Source organism: Chryseobacterium artocarpi, from assembly GCF_001684975.1.
Lineage (GTDB): Bacteria > Bacteroidota > Bacteroidia > Flavobacteriales > Weeksellaceae > Chryseobacterium > Chryseobacterium artocarpi.
The window spans coordinates 496823-519218 of sequence record NZ_MAYH01000012.1 but is presented as its reverse complement, the minus strand read 5'-3'; the positions used below and the strand labels follow the sequence as shown (position 1 = coordinate 519218).

Below are 22396 nucleotides of genomic sequence, written 5' to 3'. Positions count from 1 at the left end.
ATTTATTTTACCGGTTTGATAGAGATGGCAAAACCACCGCTTCTTACCATTTTAAAATTAATTTTCGATTTGCTTGTAATCTCTTTCTTGTAGATATTATAGCTTTGAGGGTTGTCAATATAATCTGCATCTTTTCCATCTTCATAGATCGTTGCTTCATATTTCTTTCCTTTATCCAGGAATGAGAAGTCTACAGTGTATTCACGTTTGTTTTCATCGGTAATACCTCCTACAAACCAATTTTCTGTACCTTTTGCTTTTCTGGCTGTGATCACATAATCTCCCGGTTCTGCAGATAAGATTTTTGTATCATCCCAATCAGCTGCTACATCTTTGATAAACTGGAAAGCATCCATGTGCTTCTTATAGTTCTCAGGAAGGTCTGCTGCCATCTGCAGTGGCATGTACATCGTCACATATAACGCTAACTGTTTTGCTAATGTCGTTTTTACGAAACGTTGATCTCCAGGGAAATAATAGTCTAGCTTTGTCTGGAAAATTCCTGGTGTATAATCCATAGAACCTCCCATCCATCTTGTAAACGGAAGTACGGTCTGGTGATCAGGCTTGTTTCCTCCGAATGCCTCATATTCTGTTCCACGAGCTGCTTCTGCCGAGATATAGTTCGGATAAGTACGGCTTTCTCCTGTAGGACGTACAGATTCGTGAGAGTTTACCATGATTTTATAATCGTTTGCTTTTTCCGCAATTCTATAGTAATGGTTGATCGTCCATTGAGAATAATGGTGCTCCCCTCTTGGGATGATATCTCCTACATAACCCGTTTTCACAGCATCATACCCATATTTATTCATTGTCTGGAAAGCTTTATCTGCCCATCTTTCATAGTTCGTTGCTGAACCTGAAGTTTCGTGGTGCATGATCAGCTTAATTCCTTTTGAATGAGCATAATCGTTCAACATTTTGATATCAAAATCCGGGTAAGGTGTGATAAAGTCAAAAACATATTCTTTGGAATGACCGAACCAGTCTTCCCAACCTACGTTCCATCCTTCGATCAATAATCCCTGGAATCCGTTTTCTGCCGCGAAATCGATATATTCTTTTACTTTAGTGTTGTTCGCCGCATGTTTTCCGTTTGGAGTAAGCTTTGTAAAGTCTGTCTTATCCAAATGAACGTTTTCAGCTGTAGAATATGCCCATTGAGATTTTCCGATGATCATTTCCCACCAAACTCCCATGTATTTTGTAGGGTGAATGTAAGATGTATCCTTGTATTTCGTAGGCTCGTTAAGGTTGAAGATCATTTTAGAATCCATCACCTCTTCTGCTTTTGGCGCTACGATAATTGTTCTCCAAGGTGTAACAGATGGCGTCTGAATGTATCCTTTTGCTCCTTGTCTGTCAGCTGTTAAGTGCGTTTTGAATTTGAAATTCTGAGCATCAACTTCTAAGTGTGAAGCTGGATAATCTAATACTGCGGCTTCCGCAACGTTAATGTATAAAGGAGTTTTTCCTTCTTTTTTCAGCATTAATGGAGACTGAACTGCATTTTTCACCAAGGTCTGAGAGGCATTAGCGTCATATGCTTTATCCCATTTTGCCGGAATTTCAGAAACTTTTGTTTCCTGATATTGATATTCCTGAGAGTCATAATCTGCTACCATCCACCAAGCCTTCATATCGGTTGGGAAATCAATTTCAGAATCTTCTTCTCTGATTACGAAATAATTAAGATTTTTTTGTTGTGGAAATTCATATCTAAATCCAAGACCGTCATTGAACAGTCTGAATTTCACAACAATACTTCTGTCTGTAGAAGCCTGATTCAGCGTTACTGCTAATTCATTGTAGTGATTGATATAATTTTTCTTTTCTCCAAGAACCGGCTGCCAAGTCTCGTTTTTGGAGTCTCTTTTTTCATCTACCTTTGCAAAACCGTTGTTCAGATCGTATTTTGCATCTTCTGGTTTGGCAATTTCAGAAGCAAATTTTATGGCTGTGTCTTTAAATAATCTCAATCCTAATTTTGAATCTTCTACAACCACCGCACCGTTGTATTTAAGGTTATAGAAAGGAACTCCGTCTTTCAACTGGAAATTCATTTCAAATTTACCGTCCGGCGATTTTAAAGATTGTGCTTTCACACCTGTAAACATCATTGAGAGCAAAAGGGCTCCAACTGTAATTTTCTTCATAATGACTATTTATTAACTTAAAAATAAAAGAGACTGCTGCTCTCAGGCAACAGTCTCTGAGTATATGGATTAAATTTATTTCTTAATGAATACGTATTTACCGTCTAGATCATTAAAGAATACATCGTATTTTCCAGCTTCATTTACAGGAATATTACTTCCACCTACTGATGCTGTACCTGAGAAAGGAGTATCACCACCCCAATTTACATCCCAATTATTATTAGCTCTGAATTTTGCTTCACCTGGCGTTAATGAAATATTTTCAATTCTCCAGATATGAGGGTTCAAAGCCGAAGCTGTCATATCCTCATCATTATCCCATCCTCCAGGTGTTGATGACCCAATAATACCAACAGTTGTATAAGGAGCTGACGTGACATTATAAGGATTAAGGGAATACGTTTTTGCATTAATATCGATTACAAATGTATAATATCCTGCAGTTGGAACAGTAAATGCTCCCGGTTCATTAGTACCATCAAGGTTACTTACTGTTATATTACCTGCCGTAAGCCCCCATTGTGGGTGCCATTCTCCTAGTTTTTCAAGCATTTTGAAGCCATCAGCAGCAAAATATCCAGTATAATAGAACTTATTTACATTCACAGGATCTCTAAATAATGGTACATTATGAGCATTATTTTCCCATCCGGATTCAGTAGCTCCCCCCACAAGATAAAGATTCTTCAAACTTACGAATGGTGTAATCGTAAGATTTAAAACATTAGAATAATAATTAGTCTGTCCATTGAACATACTTTTAAATCTAACATCTATGCTTGTTGCTTCACCTGGCTTTGCGCCTAAGTTTAGTAGTAAATCATTCAATGCCTTATGTGTTATTGAAACACTTTTCACATCGCTTGGAGCACTTAACACTTCTGTTTTCGTAAAATTATTTCCTTTTATACTAAACTCAATAAAATATGAGGGTACAACAGATGGATTATATACTGGAAGTGTATAATTAAACTTTAATGCATCAACTAAAGGTGTTGTATTATCCAGAATAACAGTATTATTATCAACTGCTAAAGTAGCAGCTGACGTTTCATTTAACATGATTCTATCATCATCTTCACATGAAACAACGAGTGCCAATAGTAGTGATGAAAATATAATTTTAAAAATATTTTTCATTTCTTTCAAACATTAGATTAGTAACCAGTATTTTGAGTCAAATTCGGGTTTGCCTGTAAGGCTGACATAGGAACAGGGAATACCTTATAATTATCAGAAATAGAAGTTCCGTTTACTAACCCTCCTTTCCATGGCCATAAATAAGATCCACCAGTAAATTTACCGTATCTTATAAGATCCTGTCTTCTTACTCCTTCCAAACCAAGCTCACGCCCACGTTCGTCAAGAATTGTTTGAAGCGAAATATTTGTCAACACATCTGCATTGGCTCTTGTACGAATCAAATTAACATAATTAAGTGCCTGAGGTACAGTAGCTGTAGAAGCACCTCTAAGAGCACATTCTGCATAAATTAAATAGGTATCTGCTAATCTAAATAACGGAAAATCAGTTGATGAAAAAGAAGTTATACTTCCCGATCCATCTGTATTTTTATTAGTAAATTTAATTGAAGGATAGCCATCTGTCCACTCTTTGTAATCATTCATTTCATAATTATGACCTGTCAGCCAGAATAGTTTTGATCTGACATCGTTACTAGTAGCCAGGCTGGCAGCATTAGAAGCGAAAAGACCATACCATGCTTTTGTTGCTCTATGACCACCCCATCCTTCCGTAGCTCCATAAGTTGCAAGATTCATGGTTGTTGAGTTTAAGTTACCGTTTACTATGTAAGTAGTATTACCATAACTCTGAGAAGAAGTAGCATCAGCAATAAGTGGAAAAATAATTTCTTTGGAAGTATTATTATCTGCTCTAAAATTCTTCGCAAAGTTACCTTCTAGCTGATACTTACCACTTGCAATTACTTTAGATGCATAGGTAGCCGCATCTGTATATCTTGCAGTTCCCGTATATACTTCGGCATTTAAATAAAGCTTTGCCAGAAGCATCTGAACTACAGCTTGGTTAGCTCTTCCATACGTATTAGATGGAGCAATTTTACCTTCTATATCCTTCAATTCTGATTCAACAAAATTAAAAAGTTCTGCTCTTGTAGCTTCTGGAAGCGGTGTTGTTGTTGAAAATGTATTATCATCCACCAACGGTCCTTTACCAAAGAAGTCTATTAGATAATAATAAGATAAAGCTCTTAAAAATCTTAATTCACTTATATACTGCTCCTCATTTGCAACATCAACTTTAGTTTTCAAAATCACAATTAAGTTTGTTGTTTGAGGAATTGTATAGTAAATTCTATCATACACATATTTGAAAAACTTATTATTTGAATTCCAGCCTGTTGTTGTTGTCAATTGATCAAGACCATTATCTCCCCAACGGTTCTTCATACCATCGGCTGTAAAATCATTAAGATTAACAAGCCCTCTGATAAAAGGTGATTCTCCTGCATTGGCACCAGAAATATCTGAATCATTCGGACCACTTACACTTGATAAGGCAAATGTAGAATACATTCTAGATAAAAGACCTTCTACAGCATTAGGATCTCTGGCTAAAAGCTCTTCCAAAGTTAACTCAAACTTTGGCTCTGTTTCCAAATCATTTGTACAGGCACTAAAAAACAAGCCTGCCATTAACATTAAACTATATATTTTTATCTTTTTCATTGTTATTTCAGATTAAAAATTAAAATTAAACCCTACTGTATAAATTCTTGGTCTTGGATAGAAGTTGTTATCAACACCACCAAAATTTTCAGGGTCTTGCCCTTTATATTTCGTAATAATAAAAGCATTATTTACTGAACCATACACTCTCAAATCAACCTTATTTCCAAAGATTTTTTCAATATTATAACCTAATGTAACATTGTCTAGTCTTAGGAATGACGCATCATGTAAAAAATAATCTGAGAAATACATATTATCCGTTGGTTGTATCAAGTTAGATGAATATCTTCCATTATTGAAATCAAGCAAATTACTCAAATGTTCTGAATTAGAAGTTTTCGCCTGATTAACAAACCCTTGTGCCACATGCCTTCCATCATAAACTTTTCCTCCAATCTGTCCTCTGAAATTAGCAGTAAGATCCCATTTTTTATAATTTAATGTTGTCCCAAATCCGAATGTAAAATTAGGAACCAACTGTGCATTATAACGATCTTCATTAGTAATTTTACCATCACCGTTTCGATCTACAAATGTATCAGCAATTGGATTTCCATTGGAGTCATATACCTGTTCAAACATCCATGCTGAATTAGGCTGAAGACCTACCACATGGTAAGCTATTTTAACACCTGTTCCTACAGGAAGATCTCCTCCTGCCGCAATTCTGTCATAATATCCAAGTTCAAGTATTTCACCCTTATTATAAGACATATTACCGAATATATTCCAGTTAAACGTCTCTGTTTTGATTGGGTTTACATTAAGATTTAATTCAACACCTCTGTTTCTTAATGATCCAACATTTGCTGCAAATTCATTGGTAAGCCCCTGCCCTGGAGGAACTGGAGATTTTAATAACAAATCAGTAGATTTCCTGTCATAAAAGTCAAGACTTCCTGAAAGTATATTTCCTTTAAATAAACTAAAATCAACCCCAATATTCCAACTGGTTGTAGTTTCCCATTTCAAATCTTTATTAAATCCTAGAGCAGAATAAATATTATATCCAGGAAGGTATTGAGAGTTTTCTCCTCCTAAAGAGAATAAAGGTCGCGAAGGATAAAAACCACCCGAAATTTGAGTAATATCCTGCTGCCCAGTTTGCCCCCAACCAATTCTTAACTTTAATTCTTTTACAGCCTCAACATCTTTTAAGAATGATTCTTCTTGCATTTTCCACGCAAATGCTGCGGACGGGAAATACCCCCATTGATTATCGAATCCATTGAACAATGACGATGCATCTGCCCTGAACGAAGCTGTAAATAAATATTTATTTAAAATATCTACGTTTGTTCTTGCGAAAAATGATTGAAGATTTAAATGGTTGAAATATCCATAAGTAGGATTAGCCCTATTAGGTTGAGGTATTCGAAGCCCACTTCCTGAAGGGTCAGCATAAAACTGCTCTTTGTTACCATCATACCTAAAATCCTGATAAGTATATCCTCCCTGAATCAAGAAGTTAGTAAAAAAATCATTAATCTTCCTATTATAAACTAAATAGGCATCAAAATTTTTATTATTGGTGTACTGATTCTCACCATATGCTAATCCAGGATTATATATTATATCATTTAAAGAACCATATACAAGGTTAATCACAGAATTTCTTGCATTCGGATCATATGTTTCTCTAATTTTTGTTCTTGATGATTCAATACCCAAATTAACAACCGCTCTTAAATCAGGTAAAAAATGAAACTTATAATCAATTTCCATATTTCCCAGAAAACGATATGTATTTTCAGGACGATGTCTTTGATCTAACATTCCAAGAGGGTTAGAATCATATGTCAAATTATATCTTCCATCATTAGCGATATAATTATTCTGATAATAACCTCCAAAATAATTAGCTCCTCCTTGTCCCCAAACATCTCTGCTATAAACAGGAAGTGTAGGGTTTCTAGACAAAGCAGCTCCAATGACAGCTCCCGCGTCCACTGTTTTTTTATCTATCCTGTAGCCTTTTGCATTAATATCAATCTTTAAATGCTTATCAAAGAAAGTTGGAGTTACACGAAGAGTTGCAGAATATCTTTCTAAATCATCATTCTTCACCACTCCTTCTGTTCTGTTATAGCCAAGAGACAATCTGATAGGTAATACTTTGAATAAATTTCCTGATGCACTGAAGTTATTATCTGTAGATACAGAATTTCTGTAAACTACATCCTGCCAATTGGTATCATATACTTTACCCATTGTTGTAGGATTGGAAGGGTTTCCTCCTACACCAAGTTTCCAAACATCGTTAGGAAAGTACTGTTTAATAAAATCGACATATTGACCAGAGTCCATTACATCAATATATTTAGTAACCTGTCCTACAGAAACGTTAGTATTAAAACTCATCTTTAATCTACCTCCTCCTGACTTCGTTTTAATCAAGATTACACCATTGGAAGCTCTTGCTCCATAAATAGCAGTAGCGGAAGCATCCTTCAATATTGAAAAAGATTCAATATCATTAGGGTTTACAAGAGCTAATGGATTCTGAATTCCTGCAGGATTTGTTCCATCTAAAGGAATTCCATCAATAACAATTAATGGATTATTAGATGCACTTAAAGATGAGCCACCACGAATTCGGATATTCGGCGCAGAGTCAGGAGAGCCTCCTCCACTTGTAATTCTAACTCCAGGTGCTTTACCTTGAATCAGCTGATCAGCTGAAACAATAGCCCCCTTATTAAAATCTTTTTCCGTAACAGCAGTAACAGAACCTGTTAAATCTGTTTTCTTTTTTGCACCAAATCCCACCAAAACAATTTCATCAATCTTCTTCTCTTTAATGATAGAGTCTTTAGTCTGCGCGTGCATTACTGTACTTGCCAGTAGAAAAGCAGGCGCTATTTTTAATACCGTTGTAAAATTCTTCACAATCTTATTTTTATAGTTTCGTTTCAGTCTTGTTCTGGTGTTGTACCAGATTCGCAATTTAAAAAAAAAATAGAATTATTATAATTTTAATATAATTTATAATAATTTTATGTATATTACGAAACCAATTTTAGTTAAAATTTTACACATCAATACCTTACACGATAGTATGTAATGCATAATATTTGTTTTACATTAACAAAAAGTTAAACAATTGTTTAACTTAAATTCATATTCGCCGTCGAAAAACAGGAAGATTTATCATAATAACACCTCAAAGAGCGGTATTCAAGAGATATTCCTTATCTTTGCAATCAAAACTTTACTATAAATGTCAAACAGAAAGATGATTACGGCAGCTTTGCCTTATGCAAACGGTCCGGTTCATATAGGACATTTGGCAGGTGTTTATATTCCTGCGGATGTTTACGCAAGATTTCAGAGAAGATTAGGAAAAGATGTAGCCTTTATCTGTGGTTCAGATGAACACGGTATTCCTATCACCATAAGAGCTAAAAAAGAAGGAGTTACCCCTCAGGATATCGTGGACAAATACCACGGAATCATCAAAAAATCTTTTTCTGATCTAGGGATTTCATTTGATGAGTATTCAAGAACGACTTCCCCAAAGCATTATCAGACAAGCCAGGAATTTTTCAAAGTTCTTTATGATAAAGAAAAATTCACTGAAGAAGTTTCTGAACAGTATTTTGATGAACAGGCGGGAGAATTCCTTGCTGACCGTTATATTGTAGGAACTTGCCCGAACTGTGGTAATGAAAACGCTTACGGTGACCAGTGTGAGAAATGTGGTTCTACCCTATCTCCATCAGAGCTGATCAATCCGAAGTCAATGCTTAGTGGAAATGTTCCTATTCTTAAAGATACAAAGAACTGGTATCTACCTCTAAATGAATACGAAGACTTCTTAAACGAGTGGATCATTGAAGGTCATAAAGACGACTGGAAACCGAATGTATACGGACAGGTTAAATCATGGTTAAATGATGGTTTGAAACCACGTGCTATGACCAGAGATCTAAACTGGGGTGTTCCAGTTCCGCTTCCTAATGCGGAAGGAAAAGTTCTTTATGTTTGGTTTGATGCTCCTATCGGATATATTTCTTTCACCAAAGAATGGGCAGAAAAAAACGGAAAAGACTGGAAACATTACTGGCAGAGTGAAGAAAGTGATCTGGTACACTTTATCGGAAAGGATAATATTGTATTCCACTGTATTATCTTCCCAGCAATGATGAAGGCGCACGGAGGTTTTATTATGCCTAAAAACGTTCCTGCATTTGAATTCCTGAATCTTGAGAATGATAAAATTTCAACTTCAAGAAACTGGGCGGTTTGGGCGCACGAATATGTAGAAGAGTTCCCTGGACAACAGGATGTTTTAAGATATGCATTGCTTTCGTCAGCTCCTGAAACTAAGGACAATAACTTCACTTGGAAGGATTTCCAGACGAAGAATAATTCTGAGTTGGTAGGTATCTTCGGAAACTTTATCAATAGAGTTGCGGTTCTTATTCATAAATACTATGATGGTGTTGTTCCTCAGGGAGATGTAAATAGTCCTGAATTAAAAGAGATTAACAAAGCGGCTAAAGAAATCGCTGGATTCCTTGATAATTATGAATTCAGAAATGCTTTATCAGCCTTAATGAACCTTGCAAGATTCGGGAACCAATATCTTCAGACTGAAGAACCATGGAAAACAATTAAAGACAATCCGGAAAAAGCGGCACAATCATTATTTGTAGGAGCTCAAATTGCTGTGGCATTAGCTCAGTTATGTGAGCCATTCATGCCTTTCAGTTCTGAAAAGTTATTGAATATGTTTAATGTTGAAGCGAAAAGCTGGGACGATGTTGAAAACCAATCTGTTTTAATTGAAACGGGTCATAAAATCAATGAAGCATCTCTTCTTTTCTCGAAAATTGAAGACAATGTAATTGAAGCTCAGATTCAAAAGCTTGAAGACACCAAACAAAACAATAAAAAAACAAACCCTAACGCTAATCCAATGAAAGAAGAGATCACATTTGATGATTTTACTAAAATAGACCTTAGAACAGCAACCATTTTAGAAGCTGAAAAAGTAGAAAAAGCTGATAAATTACTGAAACTTACTGTAGATACAGGAGTAGATGTAAGAACGGTGGTTTCAGGTATTGCGGAAAGCTTTACTCCTGAGGAAGTTGTAGGTAAGCAGGTAATGATCTTATTAAACCTTGCTCCAAGAAAAATCAGAGGAATTGAATCTCAGGGAATGTTATTATTAACAACTAAACCTGATGGAAAATTATCTTTCGTAACACCGGACGACAGTAATGTTGAAAACGGTATTGAGATCGGATAATTAGACCTTGCAATAAATAAAAAAGCTGTTTCAGATGAAGCAGCCTTTTTTATTTCAGCAAGATTTTATCTACAATAAAATTATATATCACATATTGTATTCTACATGTAAGAAATAATATTATTTTATATTTGCAGCCGTTATTATGGTTAATAAGAGTGTTTTAAGGAAGCTTTCTGATACGGAATTAGAAAAATATTTAAAAGAAGGCAATCGCTTTGTTCCTGAGGCGGTTCAGATCGCACTGGAGGTTTTAAAAGAAAGAGGAAGAATTTTCACTGCCGAAGAAGAAACGGCTGTTCAGCAACTGATTCAAAGGAAAAAAGAGGCAGAAGAATTAAAACGTACAGAAGAAAAGGAATTATGGCAGGATCATATTACAGAAGATCCAAGTGCAATCAAACTTTTTCCCAGAGAATTAATATTCATTATCAGTATCCTTTTAGGAACAATTCCTGGAGCGATCTTATTAGGTCTGAATTTCATTAAGCTTAAAAAATATTTAGCCTCAAGTATCACTATTGCTTTTGGGTTCGCTTTTCTGTTTATTCAGCGTTTTTTGATTTCTTTAATCTATATGCTCAACTCAAAAGATTCTTTTACAATAAGAAAAAGTCCAGAATTTCTTGTTGCAGGAACTGGTGCATTAATTCTCTTTGGATTCTGGGTACTTTTTACACCTAAAAAGCTGCCCTACAGAGCAGCTTCATATATTTTTCCGATCATAATCTGTGCAATAATGGCAATTCTGATCACGATTAATTATCAGGGATTATTTGACGGCTATATTTTAGTAAGTTTCGCTAAATAGGAATCCTCGTCCTGTACTACTCTTTCGATGTTGAATCCATTATTTATAGCAGCGTTCTTCAAGGTATTAAAGTCAAGGTACAGCCATGTGATAGGCTCTTCCGATTCGCCTTTATAATGAACGACATATTCCAGTTCTCCATAATATCCACCGGCAGGAATATAAACTCCGCCATCTTTATCACGGTCGAACATATAAAGAATATCTGTACTGTCAATCAGAATCTGCCCTCCTTCATTCAATAAAGATCCCAGTTTTTGAAGGTAAATATCAATTTTAGATAATCCTTCAAAAATTCCGGTACCATTCATCAATAATAAAATGGTATCAAATGTTTCTCCTAAAAAATCAAGAATATTTGTACAAACTGCATTTTTGATACCTCTTAATTGGCAAACCTCAACAGACTTCGGAGAAATATCCAAAGCTAGCACGTCAAGATTCATTTCATCCTGAAGATACAAAGCATGAGAACCCGCTCCAGCTCCTATATCCAGGACTTTTCCTGTAGATAGTTTTAAGGCTTTCTGTTCAATATCAATCATATCTTCGAAATCTCTGAATAAATAGTCTACCGGAAGTTCATCCAACTCAGAAATTGATGTTTCAGTCTGCAGGTCTTCAGGATTGTTATCATGATAATAATCCCAGATCGCTCTGCCCATTAAATCTTTCATAGGGCAAAGATACAGCTTCAGGGGATAAAGTTCAAAGTTTTGGCTTCAGTATGTACTGAATCAACATTTACTTCTAAAATTAAAATCCGGCTTCGGAACAGTATCAGAAACCGGATTTGTAGAAAGTATTTGATTTGGATTAAGGTATTAAACCCTAATTTTATTTTTAAAATTCAAAAGTGTAAGACAGATTAAATGTTCTACCTCTTCCTTTATAATTAAATAATGCAGGCATTCCATAGCTTGAATATAAAACCTGAGAACGTTTGCTCCAGATCGTCTGATAATCTGTGTTAAATACATTCTGAATACCAAGGTTGAGTTTACCCCAATTGAATCTGTATCCTACCATAAGATCGGATGTGTTATAACCTTCAACTACGTTGTTAAGCTCATCCTTCTGCTTGAAATTCTGTAATGACTGGAATCTGAACGACCAGTTTTTCACATTATATCCGATATATGTCACCAATTTTGATGGTGAAGCATTGGAAATATCTTGTTTCTGCCATTCTCCTTTATTGTCTACTTCAGATTTAATTAAAAGACCGCTTGCTCCGAAATAAACACCGTTATTCATTGAATAAGAAACCTCAGCTTCAATACCCATGTTTCTCATTTTTAAATCATTAACAAGAATCTGGAATGTTTTTCTGTCTACTGTAACGGTTTTATCTGAATTACTTAAAAATCCGGCAACCTGTGCTCTCAATCCTCCTTTATTCACACGATATCCCACTTCATACTGATTGGTTTTGATTGCCTGCAAAGGCTGATCTTTTACATTAATGCTTGAAACAACATCCCAATGTGCTCCATTCAGCTTGTAGGTACCAATTCCGTAATATTTAGCAGGGTCAGCAAGACTTACTCCCTGAGAGAACGTCCCCCAAACCTGATGCTGCTCATTGAATTTATATAATAATCCGGCATTTGCCAAAGTGACGTTATAAGAACTTTCTCCTCCCGGAATTGCCGAGGCAGATTGTCCGTATCCCATTGCAATCTGAGTTTGTTGTTCTGATCCGACAAAACCATCCACTTTCACCTTAATATTCTGATAACGAATACCTCCATTAATCTGTAATTTTGGAAGAATATTGTATTTTGCCTGCACATATCCTGCGTAGCTTTGTGAATGGTTGGTAGGATATCTTCCTAAACTGAATTGAGTTTCATTGATCAATCCACCACTTGACATGGTTTTACCAATGTTATAAACGGATTGAGTCCCTTCGAATTTTTCAAAGTCAACATCTACACCATAAGTCACATTTAGCCCTCTCCATGATTTTGACAATAAAGCCTTGATGCCGGAATAATAAGTATCCTGCTGAGACGAAGACATATAAGCCATATTTCCGGTTCCCTGCTTTACATTTCCGGGGAATGGATAGAATCCTAGTTTTTCACCTCTTGTAGCAAACTGAACATACAGATCCTGTCCGCCAAGAATGTTATTTCCTGTATAAGCTACAGTACCCATATAACGCTCCGTTCCTACATTTTTATCTGAAGAGAAACCATCTCTCATCTCCAGTAAATTCCCATTTTTCGTAGTAAAAGCACTTAGATTTTCACCTAAATATAAACTTCTGTCACCATTGAATTTGGAATTATAATATTGAAGAGAAGCTGTTATTTTATGTTTATCATTAAATTTATATCCTCCGGTTGCCAGGATATCGATTGACTGGTTGTACTGAAGGTCAGTTTGTGTAATGTCGGTAAAAAGCTGTTTCTGATCAGCACCATACACTCCTCCATTTTGCTGATAAGCAACTCCTAACCTCCCGAAAAACTTCTCTCCTTTTCCTGAAATAGCTTGTGCAGCACGGAAATCATGGTCATCACTTCCCATAAATCCTGTACGTACTCCCAATTCAGTTTCCCCACTGATTCCTTTTTTGGATGGGGTTTTTGTAATGATATTGATAATACCTCCCGTAGCATTTCCTCCATAGATAGAACTTGCTCCTGAAAGCACTTCAATTCTTTCAATGTTAAAAGGGTCAATAGCATCCAACTGACGGCTGATTGCACGGATACTATTTAAGGAAACACCGTCTATCATTACCAATGTAGAACGCCCTCTCATATTTTGTCCGTAATTGGTTCTTCCCTGAGGTCCGATATCCATACTTGGAATCAAAATAGATAACATTTCCTTAATCGGAACTCCACTTTTTGCCTGTTCCTGGATTTTTTCTTTCTGTACTACCCAAACGGTACCTGGGATTTCAGATATTTTTGTAGGTTTTCTGGATGCAACAATTACAACGTCGTCAATTCCTTTAGAAACAACAGAGTCATTAACTGTCTGGGAGAACATCACTCCCGAAGCCAGCAGACCTATGAATGCATAATGCTTTTTCATTTCTTCAAATCAAAGTTTTATAATTCGGCAAAGGTAATTTTTATTTAGAAATATTAAAAATAAGAAAAGGTGAAATTTTTCATACTTTTGAATTAAAAACTGGGAGATTGAAGTTAGAATTATCTATGTCATAAGTAGAGCAAGAGCTTATCATAACTTCTTTGGGGTAATTTTCTTATGCTGAGCAATAGTCATTAATGGTTTATCATTTCTGTCCTCTTCCAGATTCTATTCTAAAAGCGTAAGATCCCAGCCCATTGAAGGACCAGGATCTCACTGTGAAAAACAAGGTTATCTTTACATCGCAGGACCTGCTGCGTCTTTTATTTCTTCTAATAATTTTTTACGTTCACGAAGCCTTCTTCTTGCAATAACAGATTTACCGCCAAGCACTCTTACAAATCTAAAGTACTGGAATCGTTTTGCCCCGAAATGGTGAGTGGCAACATACAGCAAAATCCCCAAACCGATCAGAACAATGAATCCGAAGATCTTTTTGGTAGCAATAATAATGGCATTCAACTGAATCGCTTTCATATTTGCCATTACATTCTGAGGAGTAACCGTCATTCCGTCCATATAAACAGCCAAATCTCCTATCGCAGTAATCTGGAAACGGTATTGCAGCCAAGAATACAGAGTGGAGAAGATACCTACCGCCAAAAAGGTTCTCCAAACTAAGACAAGCCCTATTGCGGCAAGCATTTCGTCCATTTCAAGCTTATCCAGTGTATAAAACCAAATGGAAATAAACAACGAACACATTCCATATCCTTTTAAAAACATAGGCAGGTACCAGTTGTCATAATTAAATTCCAGAACCATGGAAAAATACATAATAATGGCATACCCTATCATCCCTGCAAACCCTGAAAAAATATACATTTTCAATGGTTTTTCTTTTTTAAACCAAATGACAGCAATGATTCCCGCAACAATGATTCCCGGAATCATCAGCATACTGAGTCTGGCATTAGTCAACTGATCATATCCCAAAACTCCTACAGCAAATGTATTCTGAAGGGAAGCTGTTCCCAGAAACATTCCCAGCCAAAACAGCATGAATAAACCGTGTTGTACATTATTTTTTGTAAAAATTTTGAATGAAAGATAAGGTCTTTTTAATGTCAGTTGACGAATGGAAAGTAATGCAAAACTCACAAAAGCTGCTATGCTTGCGTTAATGATATTCTTGGAGTTCAGCCAATCCTGCTGTCTTCCAAATGCATATACATAAGCCGAAAACATAAAAGTGGAGATAAACAGCAGAATACTCAACCAGTCTATATAATGTAATGGGACTTTCAGGGCAAAGTATTTATCATGCATAAAAATCCAGTGTATCAATGCTAATATAAAGCAAAGAACTGCTGTAAAAATATAAAACTGCTGCCAGTTATACAGAAGCGCAAATTCTGCTGCATAATAAGCCGCCACTTGGTTCATCACCAGAACAAATGTATAGAACATTCCATAAAACATTCCTCTGTTTCCGATCATTACCATTAATGGCAGAAAGAGCTCTATCGTTACCATCATTTTCATAAATCCGATCAGTAGAGCAGAAAATATGAAGATCATCGGTTCTAAAGTAGTTGAATTGATATAACTCAGTAATCCTAAGAGAACTAAAAGCAGTACCATTTTATCTCTTACCTTAAACCTCATTTTTATTCTGAGGACGACAGGCATACAGGCTCCCATTCCTATAGTGGTCGCATAATTCGCCCACATAAAATATTCTGTCATAGCGCCGGTACCACTTACCAGATAACTGATATTCCCGGTATAAACCCCACCAATCGGCATTACCACCGCAAGCAGTAATACAATCAGCAAGAGCTGTACGGGTTTGGGCACCCAGTCGCTATATAATCCTTTGTTGTACATATTTTAGGTATAGATTACAGATATCAGATAACAGACTTTACCATCTGGCTTTCAATCCTTCTTCATCATATTAAGTCTGAAATCTGACCTCTGCTATCTTTTAGTCTTTATTAATATTCACGTTCATATTCATTCCCGCGCTTAGCTTATCCAAATTTTCTTTTTTATTGGAAGCCGTAAATTCAATTCTTACAGGAATTCTTTGCTGTACTTTAATAAAGTTTCCGGTGGAATTATCCGTAGGCACACTTGAATATCTTGACCCTGTAGCCGCAGAAACTGCTGTTACCACACCTTCAAATTTTTGTCCTCCCAAAGCATCTGCCGACATCGTTATCTTCTCTCCTACTTTAATATTAGGCATCTGGCTTTCAAGGAAGTTTGCTGTCACCCATTTTTGTCCGTTCAGTACAATTGTTGCCACTTGCTGCCCTGGCTGAATCAATTGTCCTTCAGAAATCGTTCTTCTTCCCATTACTCCATCATACGGTGCAGTAATTACGGTATAAGAAAGGTTGATTCTCGCCATATCCAGTGCAGATTTTGTTCTTTTAATCTCCGCATCATTGATTCCCAATCTGCTCTTCACTTCCGTAGTGGAAAGATTTGCGGATTGTTTTTGATTCACTAAAGTCTCATAAGCCGCCTTCTGAGCATCATATTCCGTTTTTACCTGATCATATTGCTGTCTTGTTACTGCTTCTGCAGATAAAAGGTTTTTATATCTGTTTAAATTCTGTTCAGCATTCCAAAGTCTGGCTTTTGCTCCCGCAATATTCGATTCCATTACATTGATATTATTGGAAACTGTATTCACTGAAGAACTTGTCGCCGTTTTCTGAGCCATAGCATTCTGATAAGCAGCTTCCGCCTGTCCTAATTGGGTAAGAATTTCACGTTCGTCAAGAATAACCAAAGTATCACCCTTTTTTACCCTTTGGTGTTCGATGAATTTAATTTCTTTGATATAAGCAGAAACCCTTGTGTTAATCGGGTTGATAAATTCTTCTACCTGTGCAGCTTCCGTATAGGTTTTATTTCCGATATGAAAATATTCACGCACCAGCCAGAACAGTCCGAAACCGATCACCAGAAAAACGATGATGTTTGAAATGATAGCTCTGATTTTATTTTTTTTGTTCTGTTTCTTTTTACCATCTCCACTTGGTCTTGCTGGAGATGGAGCTGGGGTTGTATTTTGAGTAGTTTGTTCCTTGTTTTCCATTGTGTTGATTTTCAGTTTTAAAAATTAAAGTGTTCCTGTAGACTTCAAAAGGTTATAGTATTGATACAAAACATTGATCTCCGCATTCGCATAATCCAGCTCTGATTGTAACTTCTGGTTTTGCGCATCAATCATTTCAGCTTGTACAGCTAATTGGTTCAGATACTTAGCTTCCGTAATCTTGTAGTTTTCTTCTGCCAGTCTTTTGGAGTCATTCAGGATTTCTGCCTGTTGAATAGCTTCCTGATATTTTGTATAGGCTGCATTTACACCCATATCTATATTCTGCTGTACCAGCGTCATTGCATCATTCGCCTGGTTTTTCTGCAGTTCACCTAATTTTACTTTTTCTTTCGTTTTGTATAGGTTATCAATATTATAACTAAGAGAAACACCTGTCTGCCATCCTCCTGAATACATATCTAAAACAGGATTTCTCGTCGTAATTGGTCTTTGTAAAGTATATCCGCCGAATCCTGCCAGAGTAGGCATATTGTCCGTTTTAATAATTTCAATATTCTTATCTGCTACAGCAATATTTTTCTGCGCAGATTTTAACATCGGATTACTGTCATGCGCAAGATTTACATAATAATCCATCCCAATTCCAGACTCTTTGTTCTCTAAATTCTCCGTAGGAACAATTTCAGTATCAGAAGATAAACCCAATGCGATATTTAAATTATAATTAAGGATTTTTCTGTTATTTGAAAGGGTAAGAATCCCTTGATCCAAATTTTTAAGAGCAAGTTCACCACGAATTACCTCGTTTCTGGTTACCATTCCCTGCTGATAAAACTTCTGGATATTTTTAAGACGTTCCTGAGCCAGTTTTTTGTTATTCTGAAAGACTTCTTCCTGATTGATAATCTTATAGACATCCAAATAATTGGAAATCACTAAAAATTTCACATCCTGTTTGTTTTTCTCCAGGTCCAGTTCAGAAAGCTGTTCACGAAGTCCCGCCATTTCAATAGATTTATTTACCAGTCCTCCTTTGAAAATCAGTTGTGTTGCCTGCACCGCATACGAACTTCCGTAATGAGGCATCGGAACGTTTGTAGAATTTGAAAAATCTTTATCAATTGCCACTGCATCTCCCAAATAGAATTGGCTTGTAGAAGCTGTGATAGTAGGAAGTTTCTGAAGCTTAGCAACATTGATACTTTGTTTTGCAATATCAATATTATAAGCAGAAACTTTCAACTGCTGATGATTCCGAACTGCCAGTTCAGCTACCTCACCTGCGGTCATCTGTTTTACCTGTTGCGAAAAAAACAGCGCAGGAAAAGCCGCTATCAGAACTGATAGTGCTGTTTTTATTTTCTTTGTCATTTTACCTTGTTTTACAGATGCAAAGTTAGGAGAACAACAAAATCAATCAAATGTTTGATTTTTGGAAAAAGATGTTCAAATGTAGGATTTTAATTTTCGAACTGATGTCTGTATTGTTTAGGGCTCACTTCCATATGCTTTTTAAAAAAGTGAGAAAATGCGTACTGATCGCTAAAACCAAGGATAGATGAAACCTCTGATACAGGTTTATTAGAAGAATTCAGAAGTACTTTCGCTTCATTCATTACTATTAAAGCAATAATATGACTTGCTGTTTTCCCCGTAACCTCTTTGACTACCGATGAAAGATGTCTGGTTGTAATGGATTGTCTTTCGGCATAAAACTCTACCGTTCTTTCTGTAAGATGATATTCGGACAGATCTGTAAGGAAAACGAAAACAATTTCCTCCTGTCTGGACATCTGGTTCATAGAACTAGTATCTTCCTTAGAGATGATCCCTGCCATCTGGTAACAGAAAACAGAGAAAAGATGCTCCACCATTTCTTTTTTATAGAGCATATCTGTTTCAGAATCTAAAATGTATTTCAGGAAATTAACGCTTTTCCATACTACTTCCATTTCACTTTCCGGAAATGGTACTCCTCTGTTCATCTGTTGTCTGAAATATCGGTACGTAATCAGTCTGTTGAATTTCAAAGAAAGTGCAGAAATAAATTCTCTTTTATAGGAAACCATTCTGGATTGAAAATCATCCGTCACTGAGATTACTTCATAAATAGTTTGAGGGTCAGTTACCATAAACATATTGGCAGAAACCTCAAGATCACTGAAATGCTGACGAAGTTTTATCTTTCCTGATTTAATGAATATAAAAGCAGGGTTATCGGGACGGAAAGGCTTATCTACAGCGATTCTCTCAAAAATATTTTTTTGTGTAAAAATTTCAACTCCGAATTTTTCTAAGGCAGACATAAGACAAATGTAAGCAAACTTATCACTGATTACAAAATTTTATTATTTTAGCATTTATCCAATTCCCGTCAATATGAGAAAGGTTGATTTATTATTTGCAGAATATAGTAAAAGCCATAGAAATGCGACTAACAAGTTCATTCACTGGATTTGTGTCCCTTTAATTTTCTGCTCTATTCTTGGTTTTATTTCTTTAATTCCATCATCCCATTTCTGTGTTTCCTATTTTGGATGCATCAGTATTGTAAGTTTGGTAGCTGTTGCTCTGATAAGTTTATACTATATAAGACTGTCATTATTAATCGGAATCACCATGATTTTGATAATGCTTTTGGCAGAACATTTTATTTACCTTACCAATATCAGCATCGATAAGCAATCCTGGATCGTTTACCTGAGTGTCTTTGTTATTACCTGGATCTTCCAGTTTATCGGACACAAAATTGAAGGAAAAAAGCCTTCATTCCTGAAAGACTTACAGTTTCTACTGATCGGTCCTATTTGGCTTTTAGGCTTTATTCTTAAAAAAACGGGGATAAAATATTAATCTAATCTTCCAATGCATAAACAGCAAAGCTCGCCAACCAATGATCTCCGCCATAGTTTCCCTGAAACAGCAATGGTAAGCCATTAGCTAAGAAGACATCAGCTGTTTTCTGAAAGTCTTTTTTTAACGGATGACCGGCAGGAAGTGCTTTTGCAATACCTTTCATACACCATGCCTTGGAAAATGATAATCCTACGAGATGAACAGTCTGATAATCGCTTAAATCACTTACGACAGGAATTTGCTCTATATTATCAAGGCTTCTTTTTTCGTAGAAATTATTCAGCCATGTTACATACTCTTTTTGAGGAAGAACTCTTCTCATCAAATCTGCAATTTCAAGACTTGGCGAAAAGAAATCAGAACCATCAGGCTCTAAATAAGCAGGAGTTTTCTGATCTTTTAAAAAGAAATATTTTGCCTTCTCCATCAACTGATTTTCGAACTCTTTATCTTTATTTGCTCTTGCCCAATCCATTGCAAATGCCATTGCAAATGCCGTATTGGGATGAACCCCGGTTCTGTTTGGGTAAGTTTGTTTAGGAAGATAAGTTTTCCATGATTTCAGGATCTGATCCGTTAAAGGCTTTAGATTTTGATGCCATATCTTTGCTTTGGGATGATCCCAGGTGGTTAACTCCTCATCAAGTTTCAATATCCAAGCCCAGCCATAGGTTCTCTCAAAGGTTCCTGTCAATTGGTATTTGGTAAAATAGTCAGCTTCAGTCTGTAGTTTTTCTTTCTGGAAAGATTCATCAAGGATTTTCTCGATGTCTTTTGCATTAGACAACGAAGGTTTTGTCTTCAAAAGCCTGGTAAGCATCCAGTGTCCATGAACAGAGCTATGCCAATCAAAACAGCCATAAAAACTTGGATGAAGATCCTTAGGTGTTAAAGGTACTTCTCCAGCGTTATTAATAATATGTGCCGTTTTATTTGGATATTCCTGATTGATACAGTGAAGGGGTTTATCGGCTAATTTTAATGCCATCTCATCAGTAAGCTTAGGAACCTCCTGAGCATATATCAGAAATGGTGAAAACACAAATGCTAAAAGACTTTTTTTCATGTATTAAAAATAGAAAATAATTCATACTTTTAATGATAAATCACGAAATTTCTTACGTGATAAAAATATTAAGTCTAGCTTATATAAAATAATAAATTCTCCTTCTGTATCAATAAATTACTTTCCCAGTACAAATACAGCCGGAACTTTATGTAATTCCGGTTTTTGCTTTTGCCAGTCTTTTATCGTTTTTGTTTTGATAAATTCATGTTCCGGATCATTGATATTTGCTGCTATACAAAGCTTTGTATTAGGCGATAAGAACTTGGTAAGATCTTCGATAAGCTGATTGTTTCTGTATGGAGTTTCCATAAAAATCTGTGAATATCCCGTTTTTTGAACCAAACTTTCTAAATGCTGAATCTGCTTCTTTTTTTCTCCTTTATCAATCGGGAGATAACCGTGAAATGTAAATTCCTGTCCATTGAAACCACTGGAAATCAAAGCAAGAATAATAGACGACGGTCCGGAAATAGGAATTACTCTGATGTTTTTTTCATGACACCATTTTACCATCAGATTTCCAGGGTCTGCGATACACGGTAATCCAGCTTCAGAAAGCAATCCAAAGTCCTGTCCTTTCAACATTAATTGTTGAGCTTCTTTGATATCTGCATTTTCTGTGTACTTATCTAATAGAAACAATTTCAAATCTGCCTGTTTTTTTTCGGGAGCGAAAAATTTAACCACTTTTCTGGCTGTTTTTTCATTTTCCACGAAGAAGTAATCAGTTTGCATGATATATTCCTTTATTACCGGTGCAAAATGAGTGATAGAAGTATTTTCTGATAAGTAAGCAGGGAGTAAAAAAAGCATTGTTTTATTTTTTAATTCTTTCGTTTAATGAAGTGGGTCGAAATATTTCTTCAGATTTATTATCTTAAAAGTTTACTAAAAGTATTTTTCTTATGACTATTTATGTTATGATTTGTTTTTTAATGGCATCACATCCTTTATCCAAAAGTTGAAAAACCTCTTCAAAATCTTTCATACCTCCCCAATACGGGTCTGGAACCTCAACATTTTTATCACCTCCCAATTCCTCCAGAAACAATGATATTTTTTGACGTTCCTCTTCATTTTTAGCTTTAGAAATTACGTCTTCAAATACACTGATATCCATACAATAAATTCTATCAAAGTTTTCAAAATCTATTCTCTTGATAGGTCTTGATTTCTGTCTGGAGATATCAATATTATGGTTAGCTGCCGTTTTAACAGCTCTTTTATCTGGATGCTCTCCTTCATGCAATGAAATAGTTCCAGCAGAATCTACAACAAAGTTTTCCGGTACTTTTGTTTTCATTATTCCTTCTGCCAAAGGGCTTCTGCATATGTTTCCAAGGCAAACCATCAGGATTTTCATAGTCTGGTATTTAAAATAAATATCTGTTTCT

The 22396-nt window shown here is 35.8% G+C and carries 16 protein-coding genes; 3 read left to right on the top strand and 13 right to left on the bottom strand.

What is annotated here, in order from left to right; all coding sequences use genetic code 11:
• Positions 1 to 2: 2 nt before the first annotated feature.
• The 4 genes from BBI01_RS06820 to BBI01_RS06805 form a co-directional block, all read right to left on the bottom strand.
• Entirely contained in the window at positions 3 to 2159 is a 2157-nt protein-coding gene (locus BBI01_RS06820; protein WP_065393918.1) for a glycoside hydrolase family 97 protein, read from the bottom strand.
• Between the two features lie 75 nt (positions 2160 to 2234).
• Positions 2235 to 3302 carry a SusE domain-containing protein gene (locus tag BBI01_RS06815; protein WP_065393917.1) on the bottom strand — a complete coding sequence of 356 codons (1068 nt, stop codon included), beginning with the start codon at positions 3300 to 3302 and terminating at the stop codon, positions 2235 to 2237.
• Between the two features lie 17 nt (positions 3303 to 3319).
• Positions 3320 to 4873: a RagB/SusD family nutrient uptake outer membrane protein gene (locus BBI01_RS06810; protein ID WP_065393916.1), complete on the bottom strand. Its 1554-nt coding sequence runs from the start codon at positions 4871 to 4873 to the stop codon at positions 3320 to 3322.
• 12 nt (positions 4874 to 4885) lie between these two features.
• Positions 4886 to 7765, bottom strand: a complete 2880-nt coding sequence (locus tag BBI01_RS06805) for a SusC/RagA family TonB-linked outer membrane protein (protein ID WP_065394147.1) — start codon at positions 7763 to 7765, stop codon at positions 4886 to 4888.
• Between the two features lie 331 nt (positions 7766 to 8096).
• Here BBI01_RS06805 and metG point away from each other — a divergent pair, with 331 nt between their 5' ends.
• Both metG and BBI01_RS06795 read left to right on the top strand, forming a co-directional pair.
• Positions 8097 to 10133 carry a methionine--tRNA ligase gene (gene metG, locus BBI01_RS06800; protein WP_065393915.1) on the top strand — a complete coding sequence of 679 codons (2037 nt, stop codon included), beginning with the start codon at positions 8097 to 8099 and terminating at the stop codon, positions 10131 to 10133.
• A 145-nt stretch (positions 10134 to 10278) separates the two neighbouring features.
• Positions 10279 to 10944 carry a hypothetical protein gene (locus tag BBI01_RS06795; RefSeq protein ID WP_065393914.1) on the top strand — a complete coding sequence of 222 codons (666 nt, stop codon included), beginning with the start codon at positions 10279 to 10281 and terminating at the stop codon, positions 10942 to 10944.
• Here BBI01_RS06795 and BBI01_RS06790 read toward each other — a convergent pair.
• The 6 genes from BBI01_RS06790 to BBI01_RS06765 form a co-directional block, all read right to left on the bottom strand.
• Positions 10917 to 11621, bottom strand: coding sequence for a class I SAM-dependent methyltransferase (locus tag BBI01_RS06790; RefSeq protein ID WP_065393913.1), 705 nt, complete (start codon positions 11619 to 11621; stop codon positions 10917 to 10919). The genes BBI01_RS06795 and BBI01_RS06790 overlap by 28 nt on opposite strands.
• A 166-nt stretch (positions 11622 to 11787) precedes the next feature.
• Complete coding sequence (locus BBI01_RS06785; RefSeq protein ID WP_065393912.1) at positions 11788 to 13998, bottom strand: TonB-dependent receptor; 2211 nt, start codon at positions 13996 to 13998, stop codon at positions 11788 to 11790.
• 297 nt (positions 13999 to 14295) lie between these two features.
• Positions 14296 to 15888 carry a transporter gene (locus BBI01_RS06780; protein WP_065393911.1) on the bottom strand — a complete coding sequence of 531 codons (1593 nt, stop codon included), beginning with the start codon at positions 15886 to 15888 and terminating at the stop codon, positions 14296 to 14298.
• Positions 15889 to 15988: 100 nt separating this feature from the next.
• Positions 15989 to 17113, bottom strand: a complete 1125-nt coding sequence (locus BBI01_RS06775) for an HlyD family secretion protein (protein WP_065393910.1) — start codon at positions 17111 to 17113, stop codon at positions 15989 to 15991.
• A gap of 24 nt (positions 17114 to 17137) precedes the next feature.
• Positions 17138 to 18448 carry a TolC family protein gene (locus BBI01_RS06770; RefSeq protein WP_065393909.1) on the bottom strand — a complete coding sequence of 437 codons (1311 nt, stop codon included), beginning with the start codon at positions 18446 to 18448 and terminating at the stop codon, positions 17138 to 17140.
• Positions 18449 to 18537: 89 nt separating this feature from the next.
• Positions 18538 to 19383 carry a helix-turn-helix domain-containing protein gene (locus BBI01_RS06765; protein WP_065393908.1) on the bottom strand — a complete coding sequence of 282 codons (846 nt, stop codon included), beginning with the start codon at positions 19381 to 19383 and terminating at the stop codon, positions 18538 to 18540.
• A gap of 73 nt (positions 19384 to 19456) precedes the next feature.
• Here BBI01_RS06765 and BBI01_RS06760 point away from each other — a divergent pair, with 73 nt between their 5' ends.
• Positions 19457 to 19930: an Mpo1 family 2-hydroxy fatty acid dioxygenase gene (locus BBI01_RS06760; protein ID WP_065393907.1), complete on the top strand. Its 474-nt coding sequence runs from the start codon at positions 19457 to 19459 to the stop codon at positions 19928 to 19930.
• A gap of 1 nt (position 19931) precedes the next feature.
• On the opposite strand, the gene BBI01_RS06755 is transcribed toward BBI01_RS06760, so the two are convergent.
• The 3 genes from BBI01_RS06755 to BBI01_RS06745 all read right to left on the bottom strand — a co-directional run bounded on the left by BBI01_RS06755 (position 19932) and on the right by BBI01_RS06745 (position 22365).
• Positions 19932 to 20999 (bottom strand): DUF2891 domain-containing protein, encoded by a 1068-nt coding sequence (locus BBI01_RS06755; protein WP_065393906.1) that lies wholly within the window; start codon positions 20997 to 20999, stop codon positions 19932 to 19934.
• A 117-nt stretch (positions 21000 to 21116) separates the two neighbouring features.
• Complete coding sequence (locus BBI01_RS06750) at positions 21117 to 21815, bottom strand: SAM-dependent methyltransferase (protein WP_065393905.1); 699 nt, start codon at positions 21813 to 21815, stop codon at positions 21117 to 21119.
• Positions 21816 to 21915: 100 nt separating this feature from the next.
• The gene (locus BBI01_RS06745; protein WP_065393904.1) at positions 21916 to 22365 is read right to left on the bottom strand and encodes a low molecular weight protein-tyrosine-phosphatase; all 450 of its coding nucleotides are present in this window, start codon (positions 22363 to 22365) and stop codon (positions 21916 to 21918) included.
• Between the last annotated feature and the right edge of the window lie 31 nt (positions 22366 to 22396).

Excerpts from the sequence above, each read along its gene's own strand:
- BBI01_RS06785 (WP_065393912.1), bottom strand. The coding sequence starts at position 13,998 with ATGAAAAAGCATTATGCATTCATAGGTCTGCTGGCTTCGGGAGTGATG.
- BBI01_RS06780 (WP_065393911.1), bottom strand. The coding sequence starts at position 15,888 with ATGTACAACAAAGGATTATATAGCGACTGGGTGCCCAAACCCGTACAG.
- BBI01_RS06755 (WP_065393906.1), bottom strand. The coding sequence starts at position 20,999 with ATGAAAAAAAGTCTTTTAGCATTTGTGTTTTCACCATTTCTGATATAT.
- BBI01_RS06745 (WP_065393904.1), bottom strand. The coding sequence starts at position 22,365 with ATGAAAATCCTGATGGTTTGCCTTGGAAACATATGCAGAAGCCCTTTG.
- BBI01_RS06790 (WP_065393913.1), bottom strand. The coding sequence starts at position 11,621 with ATGAAAGATTTAATGGGCAGAGCGATCTGGGATTATTATCATGATAAC.
- metG (WP_065393915.1), top strand. The coding sequence starts at position 8,097 with ATGTCAAACAGAAAGATGATTACGGCAGCTTTGCCTTATGCAAACGGT.
- BBI01_RS06795 (WP_065393914.1), top strand. The coding sequence starts at position 10,279 with ATGGTTAATAAGAGTGTTTTAAGGAAGCTTTCTGATACGGAATTAGAA.
- BBI01_RS06760 (WP_065393907.1), top strand. The coding sequence starts at position 19,457 with ATGAGAAAGGTTGATTTATTATTTGCAGAATATAGTAAAAGCCATAGA.
- BBI01_RS06750 (WP_065393905.1), bottom strand. The coding sequence starts at position 21,815 with ATGCTTTTTTTACTCCCTGCTTACTTATCAGAAAATACTTCTATCACT.
- BBI01_RS06810 (WP_065393916.1), bottom strand. The coding sequence starts at position 4,873 with ATGAAAAAGATAAAAATATATAGTTTAATGTTAATGGCAGGCTTGTTT.
- BBI01_RS06765 (WP_065393908.1), bottom strand. The coding sequence starts at position 19,383 with ATGTCTGCCTTAGAAAAATTCGGAGTTGAAATTTTTACACAAAAAAAT.
- BBI01_RS06770 (WP_065393909.1), bottom strand. The coding sequence starts at position 18,448 with ATGACAAAGAAAATAAAAACAGCACTATCAGTTCTGATAGCGGCTTTT.
- BBI01_RS06775 (WP_065393910.1), bottom strand. The coding sequence starts at position 17,113 with ATGGAAAACAAGGAACAAACTACTCAAAATACAACCCCAGCTCCATCT.
- BBI01_RS06815 (WP_065393917.1), bottom strand. The coding sequence starts at position 3,302 with ATGAAAAATATTTTTAAAATTATATTTTCATCACTACTATTGGCACTC.
- BBI01_RS06820 (WP_065393918.1), bottom strand. The coding sequence starts at position 2,159 with ATGAAGAAAATTACAGTTGGAGCCCTTTTGCTCTCAATGATGTTTACA.